Consider the following 14650-nt stretch of genomic DNA (forward strand, 5'->3'; position numbering starts at 1 on the left):
CGATGTTACATTTCATGACATGATTCTTTCAGAAAAATTAAATGATTTGTTACTACTCAAATATTATGACTATTGTTTTTGCAGGAATCCAATTGTATTTGGATTCCCATAACATTCCTAACTTAATTTCGTTTACAATTGAATCAGCTTTTTGTCCATTAGCGCATTCACAGCAGTCAATACAGCTACTTTAACATGGGCGTATGTCAAGCCGCCTTGAACGTAGGCAACATATGGAGCCCTAGTCGGACCATCTGCCGTAAGTTCAATGCTGGCCCCTTGTATAAAGGTACCCGCAGCCATGATTACATCGTCTTCATATCCTGGCATATAGGCAGGATATGGGGTCACATGTGAATTGATTGGTGAAGCATATTGGATGGCCTGACAGAAGGCAACCATCTTATCCCGGTCATTAAATTGGACGGATTGAATCAAGTCAGTTCGCTTCGCATCCCATTTAGGAGATGTATTCATACCGAGTTTTTCTAAAAAGGCAGCTGTGAAAATGGCTCCTTTAACAGCTTGGCCCACGACATGTGGTGCAAGGAAGAATCCTTGGTACATTTCCTGCAGACTATAAAGCGACGCACCTGCTTCAGCCCCTATTCCTGGTGATGTTAACCGATAGGAGCAAGCTTCAACCAGGTCCTTTTTACCAACAATGTATCCTCCGGTCTTCACTATCCCGCCACCTGGGTTTTTAATGAGTGAACCTGCCATTAAATCCGCTCCGACGTGACATGGTTCTTGCGTCTCAACAAACTCTCCATAACAATTGTCCACGAATACGACGATTTCAGGGTTAATGTCTTTTACAAAAGAAATCATTTCCCTTATTTCATCAATCGTAAAGGATGGACGTGTAGCATACCCTTTTGACCGTTGTATACCGATCATCTTCGTATTTGGTTGGATGGCTTGTTTGACGGCTTCGAAATCAACGGTTCCAGTTTCCCTTAATGGAACGGCCTTATAGCTGATCTGAAAATCACGCAAAGATCCGATACCCGAACCCCGGATACCTACAATTTCTTCCAAAGTGTCATACGGCTTTCCAGTTATGTATAACAATTCATCCCCTGGGCGCAATATGCCGAAAAGAGCGGTGGAGATGGCGTGAGTGCCTGAAATAATTTGGGGGCGAACCAATCCAGCTTCCGCTCCAAATACATCTGCATATATCAATTCCAGCGTATCGCGGCCCATATCGTCGTATCCATACCCTGTTGTCGGGATGAAATGGGAATCACTCACTCTATGTGCTTGATAACTTTGTAATACGCGGAATTGATTTTCTTCAATTCGTTCGTCCACTTGCTTATGTAACGGAGAAATCATTGCTTCCACTTCCTCGGCAATGTTTTTCAACACTTCTCCATTAGTTAACTGCTGATACATCAAAATTCCCCTTTATAATGAATATTTCTCCAGCTGCCCGGTTATTGGATGATCAGCTAGACAAAAACCTTTGCATTCATACCTTTCCGATTCTTCATTAAAGGAGAGAGTGCGCAATATGGTTTCATTTTTCAGCTGTGATAATAATTTACCCTCACTCGACGGCAGGAAAACATGATACGGGACCATTTCTTCAATCACGTACTTTTCAATTTCTTCCATGATTTGATTCAAGTCCGATTTTTCATAGGCACTGATCATCAATGAAGCACGACTTGCTGACCTGACAAAATCAGTGTGAATCTTATCTTTCTTATTATACAACGTTAGCTGTGGAATGGAAGGGACATCTAAGTCATTTAGCAAATCCTGCACCGTTTTCTGATGATTAAAGTAATCTGTACTTGAGGAATCGACCACATGGAGCAATAGATCCGCTTCTTTCACTTCTTCAAGGGTAGAACGGAATGCAGCAATTAAAGATGTCGGCAAATCTTGTATGAATCCAACAGTATCCGTCAGCAGTACGGTAAATCCGCTAGGAAGAATCGCCTTTCGTGTCATGGGATCCAATGTAGCGAACAATTGGTTCTCTTCGTATGAATCCGCCTCTGTCAAACGGTTGAACAGTGTTGATTTACCTGCATTCGTGTATCCTACAAGTGCTATTTGAAAGGTCTTATTACGTTTCCTTCTATCACGATAGCGTTCACGATGCTTCACTATTCCACTCAATTGTTGCTTAATTTCATCTATTTTCCCGCGGATGTGTCGTCGGTCGCTTTCCAGCTTCGTCTCCCCTGGTCCCCTGGTGCCGATTCCTCCTCCTAACCTGGACATCGCCGTCCCCTGTCCGACCAAACGCGGCAATAAATATTGGAGCTGGGCAAGTTCAACTTGCAGCTTCCCTTCTCTGGATCGCGCCCGCTGAGCAAAAATATCCAATATTAGCTGTGTCCGGTCAATGATCCTTGCCTCCAATTGTTTCGAAAGGTTCCGAATCTGGCTCGGGGATAGTTCATCATTAAAGATAAATAAATCCGGCTCCAGCTCCTCTTCCAGATTCCGAAGTTCCTCCACTTTCCCTTTTCCTATATATGTAGCGGGATCAACACTTTCCCTTTTCTGGGAGATGGTCATTAAAACTTCACCATTCGCCGTCTTCGCCAAAGAAGCCAATTCATCGAGTGAATATTCAAAACGTTCATTAGCCTCAGTTGTTTGACAACCAATCAACACGGCAGTTTCCTTTTTTGTTTCTTCCAAATCACATGCACCACTTTCTGGTAGATTTCAGTTAATCATAACAAAAAAATTGAATATATAAAAATTCCCTCAAAACGAAGCTTTTAACCGTTTTAAAAATTCCGATAACATGCTAAAATCATATTTGGCTTTACCATTAAAATCGAAAAGACATAGAGGGACATTCATATGACATGGGAAGTATTAAGCTTAATAGGTACGATTGCATTCGCTATTAGCGGAACCATCATCGCCATGGAAGAAGAGTATGATATTTTAGGAGTTTATATTTTGGGAATCATAACCGCCTTTGGCGGAGGGGCAATCCGCAATCTGTTGATCGGTGTCCCCGTTTCAGCGTTATGGGATCAAAGTTTCTATTTTGTCATCGCGTTAGTATCCATCACCATCGTTTTTGTTTTTCCTACAAACCTTTCAAAGCACTGGGACAAATGGGGAAACCTCAGTGATGCCATTGGCCTTTCAGCCTTTGCCATCCAAGGGGCGATGTATGCTGTGGAACTTAATCACCCAATAAGCGCCATCATTGTATCAGCTGCATTAACCGGATGCGGCGGCGGGATAATCCGTGACGTGTTAGCTGGAAGAAAGCCATTGGTCTTCAGAAAAGAAATCTACGTAGTATGGGCCATCATTGCAGGCTTGGCTCTAGGCAGTGGTGTATTATCCCAGTCATGGCAGCTTTATTCGCTCTTTGCCGTCATCACGATATTGCGAGTCCTATCTTACACCAATAATTGGCATCTTCCCAATAAGAAATGGGTGCCTAAAACATAAATTTGAAAAGCCCGCCATCTCGGCGGGCATTTCCATGTCATTCTTTCTCATCATCCTCGAAAATCAAATCTTGGCTGGTAAGCGTCAGTAAATCGGATTTTTCAAATGAATCTTCCAGTAAAAGCCTCATCGCCTGCGCCCTGATGGACTTTTCAAGTACATTGCGGATATAACGTCCGTTGGAAAATGAAATAGGTCCCCGGAATGAACGCAATATGATTAAATGTTCTTTTAATTTTCTTTCGGCATCCCGATTCATTAGATACTCCTTTTCCTGCAGCATCCGATCGGCTATTTCCATTAACTGTTCAATCGTATAATCCGGAAAATCAATCACTAGCGGGAACCTGGAATGAAGACCAGGATTAAGGCTGAGGAAATAATCCATTTCCCTCGAATATCCAGCAAGGATCAAAATGAATTCGTGCTGCCGATCCTCCATATGCTTGACTAGGGTATCTATGGCTTCTTTTCCAAAATCCTTTTCGCCGCCTCTTCCCAAGGAATAGGCCTCATCAATAAATAGGATCCCGCCAATGGCCTTTTTAATTAGATCCCTTGTTTTTTGGGCAGTATGACCAATGTATTCCCCGACTAAATCTGCCCTCTCCGCCTCAATTAAATGCCCTTTCGAAAGGACATTCATTTTTTGAAACAACTTACCGATTAAACGTGCAACCGTTGTTTTCCCTGTTCCGGGATTTCCTTTAAACATCATATGCAGTGCTTGCCTGCCTGTTTTCAACCCCTTTGCCTCACGCTGTTTATTGATGTAAATCCAGGCATATATCTCTTTTATCATCCTTTTCATTTCTTCCATTCCGACCAGCGATTTCAGTTCATCTTCAATCTCTTTCAATGCCACATGCTGGTGGGGGATTTCCTGTACCAAAATTTCTTTTATCGGCAGATCCTTTTGTAGCGCTTTTCTGTTTTCCGCGTTAAACACAATATTGATTTGCCCGTTATTTTTCATACGGATCGGTTGTTCCAATGCATTCACCTCTCCATCTTGGACCCTAACTCTAACACCACACTTTTCAATTTATGATGGTCATAGGCATATATTGCCTAGCCAAAACTACCCCATCGGAAAATTCGTTTATTTCTTTTCGAGAATAAGCCCCATTCCTACCTGGTAAGCAGCTTACTCTGACAGGATTATTTCCTCGGAGGATATGTTTCGACAAACTCCATTTCCGTTCACCATTTTATTAGGGGTAATGTCATTTCCTGCGGTTTCCCGGAAAATAATCCGTTCCTTAATATATATTCAAATCAGGTACGTAAAATTATCGATTCTTTGAAAAAGAACAGAGAAGTGCATGCAAAAAAAAACAGGCCGCTATAAGCTAAACCTGTTTTTTACATTCATATATATGATTATTCCTTCACTTCGTAATCAATCTGAACATTACGTTGTGGAGCAAATGTAGAGATCGCATGTTTATAGACTAATTGTTGTTTGCCCTCTGATTCAAATAAAACGGTAAAATTATCGAACCCTTTCACTTGTCCTCTAATCTGGAAACCGTTTAGTAAAAATACCGTCACATACGTACCATCTTTACGTAATTGATTAAGAAACTGATCTTGAATATTTACTGATTGTTTCATGTATTAGTCCTCCTCTTTTCTCTCTAAATTTATGTATTCGCCTTCACTGAAAAGCTTTCCTGCTACAAATCCAGATATTTCATGTATTTTTTTTGGAAAACCCTCGAGATCGGTCATATCAAACCAAATTACATCCATTTTATTCCGAAACCAGGTCAATTGCCTTTTTGCATATCGACGGGAGTTTTGCTTCAATATCTCAACTGCTTCGTCCAAAGAAGCCCTACCATCAAAAAAATCATAGATTTCTTTATATCCTATAGCCTGGATTGATTGGCAATCCCTCAAACCTTTTTCATAAAATGACTCTACCTCTTGAATCAGCCCTTCTTCCACCATTCCATCAACACGTTGATCGATGCGTTGATATAACTTTTCACGTTCCATAGTCAACCCAATGATGCACGTATCATATTTCAATTCTGTAGGCTGTTCATTCAACTGCTCACTCATTGTTTTACCAGTACAATGAAAAATCTCTAGTGCCCTGATCACCCTTCTTACATTATTAGGATGAATCCGATTCGCGCTTTCCGGGTCAACGCTGCGTAATTGTTCAAAAATGGGATCAATCCCCAACTCCCTAACCTGTTTTTCGAGTCCCTCCCTATAAACAGGGTCTGATGGCGCCTCCGAAAATTGGTAATCATAAATGACCGATTGTATGTATAATCCTGTTCCACCAACGATAATGGGAAGTTTACCCCTGCTTTGGATCTCCTTGATACAAGCATTAGCCCGTTCCTGGAACTCCGCCGCACTAAATGGTTCATCAGGGTCTTTAATATCAAGTAAATAATGAGGAATTCCCTCTGTTTCTTCCCTTTTGATTTTTGCAGTCCCAATATCCATCCCCTTATAAACCTGCATGGAATCCCCGCTAATAATTTCACCATTAAATAACTTTGCCATCTCAATACTCATCTTCGTCTTCCCAACAGCAGTCGGTCCAATGATAACGAGAAGTTTTCCTTTTTGTTTTTTCACAATCTCACTGCCTTAAATGATTTTTCCCTATCTTATCATAATCTCGATGAAAGCAGCTAAACATCTACCCATTATGTCCAATTCAGGTACTTTTATTCAACTTTCCCCCTCTAATAATCGACATATTTATATCTCTCAGATTGTCAGATTGTAGAATTGCCGAAAATAATTTGAGGCTCACAGATCCATTGCCCCTTCCCTTGGCAGAAGGGGATATAATTTAGTTAATGGAATCGCAAAAAAAGGTATGATTCCTTCTGCATTTGAGGAATCATACCTTTTTTTCTATTGTCTTTAGATCAATTTAGCCGATTTTTCCATTTACGGGTATGATCATCGTAACGGTTGTTTCTTTTACCGAGGATTGTACATGAATCTCTCCATCATATCTGTTCACTAAGTCTTTAACGATGAACAATCCTTGTCCGCGAACTTTTCCCTTTTGTGCCTTTTTGGTTGAAAATCCGCTGGCGAATATATTCTCCAAATCTAATTCCGAAATCATTGGTCCGGTATTCGTGACCATAAACGTATACTTTTCACCATCAGCTTTGCAGGCAATATTCATTCGGCGTTCTTGCTCTGGCAATTCAATTGTTGCCTCAATAGCATTGTCGATAACATTTGATAATAATTTAATCAAATCGATTGTTTTAATTCGATTGAAGGATTCGAATGAAACATCAACTTCAATATCAATGTTATAATTCTGGGCCGAGAGCCTTTTTGTCTCTAACAGAACAGATAAGCCCGGGTGAGTCACATCCAATTTCATCGATTCAATTGAATGCACTTCTTTTGAAAGACCGGTTAAGTATTCGAGTGCTTTTGCATTCTCCTCTAATTTAAGCAGTCCATGTATCACCTGAATATGATTGGAAAAATCATGCCTCAATGAGCGGACTGAAGCAATGAGCGATTGAAATTCCGATTGATACGTATCTTCCGTATCCCCCACTTCACGTGTCAGTTCCTTTTGATACCATTTTTGAATGACTAAAAAGGTAACCAGCAGCATGATAACAAATCCACCATTATAGACAAGAATAGCAATGCTGCTTTTCAATACCTTGCCGTTAATGGCATTAATATCTTCTGCGCTAACATCAATACCCAAAAAACCAATTATGTCGCCTTCTTGAATTTTTATCGGGACTCCAACAGTCAAATACTCACCATACTCCGGGTCTTCAAGAATCCCGGTAATGAAGTTTCTGCCTTCATACCCCTGTTTGACCTGCTCCGGCGGAACAGTACATGCGCCACCGATAGGAAAATCCCCTTTATGATCTTTAGAAAACCCAGTAATCATGCACTTGGACACTCTCGGATTATCAATCATGATGGTATAAACATATAATGCTCCTATTTTTTCACGGGCATCCTCTAAGTAAGCTTTTATATCCTTATATTCCCGGTTCTTTACTTGGTTATTAAGAAATCGCTGATAGGCCTCTATATCCATCGAGTCGGCAATAGATCTAGCAGCTACCAAGTTTTGATTAGCAACGGATTTTTGGACAGAATTTTTAATACTTAAATATGTTGAAAACATATTTAGAAAAATGAAAACAATCAATAAAAGAATGGTCAAATAAAGAAATGCCCTTAACTTTTTATTTTTCATAGGATTAAACTTACCTCATCTCTAGCAGCTAAAAGTTAACGAACCTATTCTGAGTTTACTATATAAAGTGACAAAGAAATAGAGAAAAATCTAATATTCTCTATAATCCCAGGTATATAATACTATAATTAATCAAGTAATTAACAGATTACCCACTAACTTTCGACCATATAACTTTTTCATATTTTATCTGCATTGAATCAACTGATATTTTTTTCTAATAAATCATATCATTTCCAATAAATAACTATATTAATATAATTTAATGTAAGAAAAAGGGGAAAAATTGACGATTATAGGTTTTGTACTTTCTCTTCAAATAAATAATTTTACCCTTTATATGAAAATATTACAAGAACCTAAAGATTCCATCTGTAAAGTTACACCATAATTCACATTTTTTATATCAAGTTTCGCATGAAAAGTGAATCACTCCCTTTTCAATAGTACATATTAACTAATTTATCATATAGGAATACGAAAAAATGGAATCAGGGCCTGCCCCCTGATTCCATTTATAAATGACAGCTTTTATTTAATCGAGTTGATGACTGCCCGCTCATACATCTTTTTTGTTACTTGATAATATAGCAGTTGAAAAAGAAAATACATTCCGATGACCATAGCGGAATAGACGAACAAGTTGGACCCCAATAAATTGCTTAATGCCACGTAGGCGATGATGGCATGAATCATCCCTATCAGAAAAGGAGCGAAAAAGAGGGTGCGTATTTCCGCACTTAAAATTTGCCGTATTTCTTTTTTTGTCAGTCCCAATCGATGAAGGGCATGAATTTGGATTTTTTTATCTTCTAAATTCGTAAAAACTCGGAGATACATCATGCTTCCTTGGACGATAAAGAATAATAAACTGACAAACAAGCCGATAAAAAGTATCAAAATGCTTCCCTGTTTCATTTCTTGATAGATCGGAGCTCTTGTTTGCAATTGATTATGGCCTGGATTGCTAGACATTTTTTCAATTTTACTGGATGTTTCCATTGATTCTTCCCAATCTCTAATTTCGTACCCGCGTACTCTTACCTTTTCTTTTAAAGGCACATCAGCAGTTATTTCTTGAAAAAGCCGATCATCGACCACCATCAGGGTCGTTGCTGACTTTAGGGGAGTGACTATGGATTGATTGCGCTGACCAATCATTGTTACCTGCATGGTTTGTTTACCATAGTGAAGTTCCTTTTTTTCTCCCTTTTGGACGAAGTGATAATCCAGTCCTCCATAAGGAAAAATGTATAACGCTTCCTTTCCAGATAACTTTGCCGGATCAATCTTTCGCAATGCAGCCACATTGTTAAAATCACTTTCCGAGATTAATAATGACCTATTTTCATTGGATTCTCCCGTTCTCATATGGGGTAACATGTGGGTAATGGGTACACCCGTCATATTTACTTCGTAAAGGATCTTGAATCCATCTTCCTTTAATGCTTCCTCTACTGCGGATGGTTCAATAATGGAATATATAGAAGCGTCATTTTCCACCCAGCCAATTGATTGCGGAATGTTATTCATCCCTTGCTTTTTTAAGTCTGCACTAAACATGAAAAGTGTGCCTGCAGCTGTCAAAATGACGGCAGTTATGATCGAGGTCAAAAAGAATAATCTCGAATAATCTTTAATATTAAAGATAAGGTTTGTTTGAGTGATTAAATTCGTTCCGCCATATAAGCTTTTCTTCTTCCGGTAAAGCTTGCTGCAAAGAGCGACAATACTTTGGCTGAATAAAAAATAGGTGCCTATCAGTACGAAGAATAAAATGGGCATTACTCGAATATAAGAATTGTTCAACGACATAGTGCCTGCCAAATAATAAGAAACGCTTAAGCAAACTGCTGATAATGCAATTAACCACTTTGAAACGAAGGGCGTCTTTTTTGGTTTTTGTTTATCTTTTAGTAAATCGACGACCTCCGCATTTCCAATGTGAAACAATGAAAGGAGCGATAATAGCTGAAATAGCAAAACGAAACCAACAATCGTATAAACAAAGGCCTCAGGGACAAAGACAAACGATATTGGTCGCTCTACAGCCAATAACCATGAAACTGCCATTAAGAATAACTTTGAGAACAAAAAACCCAAACCTACCCCAATCAGGATGGATATGAGGGAAACCATCGTTTGCTCCAAGTAAATCAGTTTTCTTAGTTGGGATCTGGACATTCCAAGCAGTGTCAGCAGCCCAAACTCTTTTTTTCGCGGCTGTATAAATGCGGCATTTGAATAAGCGATAAAGAAAACCGAAAATATGATGATCACTATTTCTGCTGCAATGAGTCCCTTACTAATTAGCTGTCCCCCCGGGATATTCGCATGGACCACATCAGGATGAAAGATAAATGATGCGTAAATAAAAAAAATTGAGACGGAAAGGACGATACTGAAAAAATAAGCTAGATAACGTTGTGCATTTCCTTGGATATTTCTCTTAGCGAGAAGCCGGATGTTCATGATAGACTCCTCCCAAAACGCTTAACGTATCTAAAATCCTTTGATGGAAACTCTGTCTTTCCCCTCCGCTGTGCACCTCCGAAAAGAACTTGCCATCCTTTATGAATAGAATCCGGTCACAGAAGCTGGCAGCAGTCGGGTCATGAGTGACCATGAGGATGGTTGCTCTCTTTTTCTCCTGAAGTGTCGTGAGGGTGTCCATTACCTGCTTGGCGGATTTGGAATCCAAATTACCAGTAGGTTCATCCGCTAAAATAATGGAAGGTTCATGAATCATCGCTCTTGCACAAGCCGTTCGTTGCTGCTGACCTCCGGAAATTTCATAAGTCCGCTTTTCTAAAATCCCTTCTATACCAAGAAGGTTCGCCAACTGATTTACCCTTTTTTCCATTTCCTTCAATTTATAATGATCTAACGCTAAAGGAAGGAGGATATTTTCGCGAACGGTAAGTGTATCAAGAAGGTTGAAGTCTTGAAAAACAAACCCAATCTCCCTCCTGCGAAACAAAGCCAGGTCCTGATTGTTTAATTCATTAGGGTTTTGATCATTTAGAATGACTTTACCTGTGGTCGGCTTATCAATCGTGGCCATTAAGTTAAGCAGAGTGGTTTTCCCGCTGCCTGATGGACCCATCACCCCGACAAATTCCCCTTTCTGTACATTCATGGTGAAATTATGTAACGCTTTATGAAATAAATTCCCCTGCTTTTGAAAATATGTTTTGGATAATTGCTCCGCTTTTAAAATCGACATCCTGAATACCTCCCTTTCTTACCGTAAGTATATTGAATAAAGCGGGAGGTTCCCATCGAAGTTTATTACATTATCGTTTAACACCCTTACAATTCTGTCACCTTTCATGTAAGGTATTTGTCTTAAAGAGAAATTCCACAGTAGTTCCTTCCGATACATTCGATTGAATGGTAACACCATGCCCAAGCCTGTTAACGATTTCCTTCACTAGATATAATCCCATCCCGGTTGACTCCTGTTGGGCTCGCCCGTTCTCTCCAGTAAAAAATGTATCAAACACCCGTTTTACATCATGTGGGACGATTCCAATTCCTTGATCTGTTATCCTAAGGATAATCTCCGACTCTTTTTCAACAACGCTGAACGTTATGCTGTCATGCTCTTCCTGCCTTGAATACTTCAGTGCATTAAAGACCACCTGACTAATGGCAAAGTGGAGCCACTTACGATCCGAATGCACATATAAATTCTCAAGCTCCGTGTCAAGCCTGGGATATATGAACCGTTTGATGAACTGTTTCTTTTCCTCGTTAATCACTTGCTTGACTAGATTAATTAAGTCAACCCGCTCCGATTTTACATCATCCGAAAAACGCTGCAGCCTTGCTCCATGCAAAATAATTTCCAGTCCTCTGCGAAATCGATCATTTTCTTCTTCTATCTCTTTAAGATAATCCTTCATCGATTCACTCGAAATTGTCCTTTTACCTTCTTGAACCAGTAAGGAAATGACTGAAACAGGTGTCTTCATTTGATGAACCCATTGATGGATCAACAGCTCATATTGCTCCTTCTGTTTGATTTGTTCTTGTAATTGTCCAATTGTTACCTGGTTCATTCGTTGAAAAAGTTCCATCCACAACTTTTGTTCATTTGACAGGGGTTCCCTAAAAGCTTCGACATATTCAAACGACAAGCTCGGTTCTTGCTTCATCCTTGCTAATTGATTAAGAAAACGGTAATGCCTTATATAATCCGCCCCTAAAAATAGAAGCATCATAAACAACGCGAGAATAAATAAATAGAAGATATTCGAAATCGATAGGTGATTCCCCGCTTCCAGAACGGCTAATGCATAAGCAATGATAAGCAGGCTTACCAATAGAACGGTATAAAAAATAAAATAAAGGCGGTCTTTTATAAAGGATTTCAGCTTCACTTTTCTTCACCTTGCACTATTTTAAGTCGATATCCTTTTCCCCTGCTAGTTGTTATGGCGTGATTGACGCCAATATCCTCAAGTTTTCTCCGTACCCTTGTGACATTGACGGTCAATGTATTGTCATCAACAAATGAATCATCATTCCATAATGCTTCAAGTAAATCTTCACGCGAGACAATGTTGTCATACTGACGTAGTAAACAACTCAATAATTTCAACTCATTTTGAGTTAACGATACCCGCTTGTCCTGATATTCGATCATCGCTTTTTCCGTATAAAGCGTTAACCCATCCATTTCCTTTATTTTTTGGTGGGATGAGGATATTTCCGCATATTCACCATACACCCTGCGTAGGACACTCTTTATTTTCGCTAGTACCACTTCCAAATGAAACGGTTTTGTTAAATAATCATCCCCCCCATATTCAATGGCCATGACTTGGTTCATTTCATCTGTCCTTGCAGAGATGAATATGATGGGAACCTTTGAAACCGCTCTTATTAGACGGCACCAATGAAAACCATCATAATAGGGAAGATTAATATCCAATAAAACCAGATCTGGCTTTACCTCTTGGAACTCCGCAAAGACTTGGTCCAGTTGCTTCACTTCAAATACCTCATACCCATACCTCTTTAAATAATTGACTAAGATTCCCGCTATTTTGAAATCGTCTTCAACCAATAATATTTTATACATCTTTATCTCCTCATTAACATGACAATCCTTCATATCATTCCATTTATTGAAATGAAAATAAAAAACCTTGAATGGTATGAGCCAATCAAGGGGATTCAAATAAAATTAGATTTCTTCCGGGATTTTCAATCCCTCAATGAAGGATTTAAAACTCGCTGCTACTTTATATATATTTTCATCCTGACTTGATGGATCCGAATACCAACCCTGATCCCAGAAATAAACTCCCTTTTCCTCTTCGTTATCTATCAGCAAGATTTTACCTGCACATGTATCATTACCTATTATAATGCAATTCTTATGTAAGTTTTCCCTATTTTCTTCATGCCATTTCTGTAGATCCAGTTCCTTATCCTGAATCTCTAATCCATAAAGTACATTTAAGCAAACAAGCGTGTCTAATCCATCTACATAAAACTTACTGTTTTGAACAGCAGTTGTGCCGCCATTATGTGTAAGGAGAAATTGTTTATAATCTGCAGGGATCTCAAAACCCACAAATTGCTGAAAATCATTCACTGCCTCTTCTGTCGCTTTTCCATATCCCGTAATATTAACCATTCTACCACTCCATTTCAGTTTTTTTTAGCAAAATCAATTGATAATCTTATTCTGTAAGCCTGCTAAGGTCAGGCCCTACACTCCATTTATGGAGATCGTTTAAAAAAAGTATTATTACTTAGAAAATAATACTTTTTTTAAATATATTAACATAATTTTACTTTCCTTATCAGTATTTTCTGATATTTTTTTTGACAATTTTGTTGCATTTTAATAAAAAATAGCTTTTTTAGAAAAATTTTTGTCGAAAAATCGATAAAACGTATAATTCGTAGATAAAGGGGCAGTTTTCGGAGATATATTTCCATTTTCGAAGATATACAGGGGGCTGATGATGAAACTTAGCATTATTCCTCCTTCTTTCATACAATAAAAAAGGCGCCCAACCATCATCTTCTAGGTTATGCGCCTTTTTTCTATTTATGAATTATCCCTATACATCTCAGACAACTTTATAGTCATCATAAGTAATTAGTAACCTGCTCATAGAAACGGTCTCAGCACGAAGCCTATTCTTATCACGACAATAAGCAATGATGGAACTATTGGGAATTTTGGCTGTACAATTCCATTTACTATATTTTTCATTATACCTGGAGGATATTTCGATATTCTCACCACGGACCTTTAATATCCTGCGTTCTACCAAGGGCATCAACTCCAATTCCGATAATATTCTATACCCTAAACCAGATAAAATATTCCTGGGTCACATTCAGGCATGGCATATTCAAAGATTATGGACATTATAGCAAACCAAACATTTATTCAAAACAAAAGATGTCTACATATTCTGCCGGTAGTCGATTGAATCATGCCCCCTATATAATAGGAAATGCGGTGAACCCCCAATCGTAATCTTATAGAATGTCTCTTTATATAAGGTATTATAATTAGAATAATCTTAATATTTTTTTGGAATATTAAGAGAAATCACAAAATCCACCTAATAACTGTTAATAATAACTATAAAAATTATATTCGTATCACAAAAGAAATATTTGAAATTAAGTGGTTAGAGTCGTATGATTAGTAGTATCGGCGGAAAACACATTAATCAAAATAATCAAGTATAAAGGGGAATTAGATATGGTAGATGTAGTCTCAAAACCTGAACATGAAACACTTAATATTTCTGCAAACCAAGAACAATTGGATATCCTTGATCAGCTTTTAAAACCCGAGGTTCAGGAATCATTGAACACTTTAGTTGAGCAGTTACCAAAACTGACTGAGTTAGTGAATATTTTAACAAAGTCTTATGATTTCGCTCAATCGGTTGCGACTGATGATGTTTTGAAAAACGATACGGTCAGCGCCATTTC

Annotated in this window: 13 protein-coding genes and 1 pseudogene; 2 read left to right on the top strand and 12 right to left on the bottom strand. The window is 38.6% G+C overall.

The features are described 5' to 3' along the window. Positions 1–132 precede the first annotated feature (132 nt). Complete coding sequence (locus tag ACQKFG_RS26960) at positions 133–1401, bottom strand: aminotransferase class I/II-fold pyridoxal phosphate-dependent enzyme (protein ID WP_192204116.1); 1269 nt, start codon at positions 1399–1401, stop codon at positions 133–135. A gap of 12 nt (positions 1402–1413) precedes the next feature. Further along, positions 1414–2667, bottom strand: coding sequence for a GTPase HflX (gene hflX / locus ACQKFG_RS26965; protein ID WP_427564106.1), 1254 nt, complete (start codon positions 2665–2667; stop codon positions 1414–1416). 168 nt (positions 2668–2835) lie between these two features. On the opposite strand from hflX, the gene ACQKFG_RS26970 reads away from it, so the two are divergent. Next, positions 2836–3444 (top strand): trimeric intracellular cation channel family protein, encoded by a 609-nt coding sequence (locus ACQKFG_RS26970; RefSeq protein ID WP_192204114.1) that lies wholly within the window; start codon positions 2836–2838, stop codon positions 3442–3444. 37 nt (positions 3445–3481) lie between these two features. Here ACQKFG_RS26970 and spoVK read toward each other — a convergent pair whose 3' ends face one another. The 10 genes from spoVK to ACQKFG_RS27020 all read right to left on the bottom strand — a co-directional run bounded on the left by spoVK (position 3482) and on the right by ACQKFG_RS27020 (position 13974). Further along, entirely contained in the window at positions 3482–4438 is a 957-nt protein-coding gene (gene spoVK / locus ACQKFG_RS26975; RefSeq protein WP_076368565.1) for a stage V sporulation protein K, read from the bottom strand. 389 nt (positions 4439–4827) lie between these two features. Continuing rightward, positions 4828–5061: an RNA chaperone Hfq gene (gene hfq / locus ACQKFG_RS26980; RefSeq protein WP_034313436.1), complete on the bottom strand. Its 234-nt coding sequence runs from the start codon at positions 5059–5061 to the stop codon at positions 4828–4830. A 3-nt stretch (positions 5062–5064) separates the two neighbouring features. Further along, a complete protein-coding gene (gene miaA / locus ACQKFG_RS26985) occupies positions 5065–5985 on the bottom strand; it encodes a tRNA (adenosine(37)-N6)-dimethylallyltransferase MiaA (RefSeq protein ID WP_427564124.1) in 921 nt (306 codons plus the stop codon). A 367-nt stretch (positions 5986–6352) separates the two neighbouring features. Continuing rightward, complete coding sequence (locus ACQKFG_RS26990) at positions 6353–7675, bottom strand: sensor histidine kinase (protein WP_427564109.1); 1323 nt, start codon at positions 7673–7675, stop codon at positions 6353–6355. A gap of 531 nt (positions 7676–8206) precedes the next feature. Then, positions 8207–10147 carry an FtsX-like permease family protein gene (locus ACQKFG_RS26995; protein ID WP_427564111.1) on the bottom strand — a complete coding sequence of 647 codons (1941 nt, stop codon included), beginning with the start codon at positions 10145–10147 and terminating at the stop codon, positions 8207–8209. Further along, positions 10125–10901, bottom strand: coding sequence for an ABC transporter ATP-binding protein (locus ACQKFG_RS27000; RefSeq protein WP_427564113.1), 777 nt, complete (start codon positions 10899–10901; stop codon positions 10125–10127). Before ACQKFG_RS27000 ends, ACQKFG_RS26995 begins: the two co-directional genes overlap by 23 nt. A gap of 97 nt (positions 10902–10998) precedes the next feature. Continuing rightward, positions 10999–12060 carry a sensor histidine kinase gene (locus ACQKFG_RS27005; protein WP_427564115.1) on the bottom strand — a complete coding sequence of 354 codons (1062 nt, stop codon included), beginning with the start codon at positions 12058–12060 and terminating at the stop codon, positions 10999–11001. Beyond that, entirely contained in the window at positions 12057–12764 is a 708-nt protein-coding gene (locus ACQKFG_RS27010; RefSeq protein ID WP_349730416.1) for a response regulator transcription factor, read from the bottom strand. The genes ACQKFG_RS27005 and ACQKFG_RS27010 overlap by 4 nt, the downstream gene beginning before the upstream one ends. Before the next feature lie 105 nt (positions 12765–12869). Next, positions 12870–13325: an SMI1/KNR4 family protein gene (locus ACQKFG_RS27015; protein ID WP_192204108.1), complete on the bottom strand. Its 456-nt coding sequence runs from the start codon at positions 13323–13325 to the stop codon at positions 12870–12872. Between the two features lie 442 nt (positions 13326–13767). Next, positions 13768–13974 (bottom strand): hypothetical protein, encoded by a 207-nt coding sequence (locus ACQKFG_RS27020; RefSeq protein ID WP_192204107.1) that lies wholly within the window; start codon positions 13972–13974, stop codon positions 13768–13770. Between the two features lie 440 nt (positions 13975–14414). Between ACQKFG_RS27020 and ACQKFG_RS27025 the strand changes: the two are divergent. Continuing rightward, positions 14415–14650 (top strand): annotated as a pseudogene (locus ACQKFG_RS27025) (DUF1641 domain-containing protein); the annotation flags it as partial.

It is taken from the genome of Peribacillus sp. NPDC076916 (assembly GCF_050269675.1).
GTDB lineage: Bacteria > Bacillota > Bacilli > Bacillales > DSM-1321 > Peribacillus > Peribacillus aracenensis.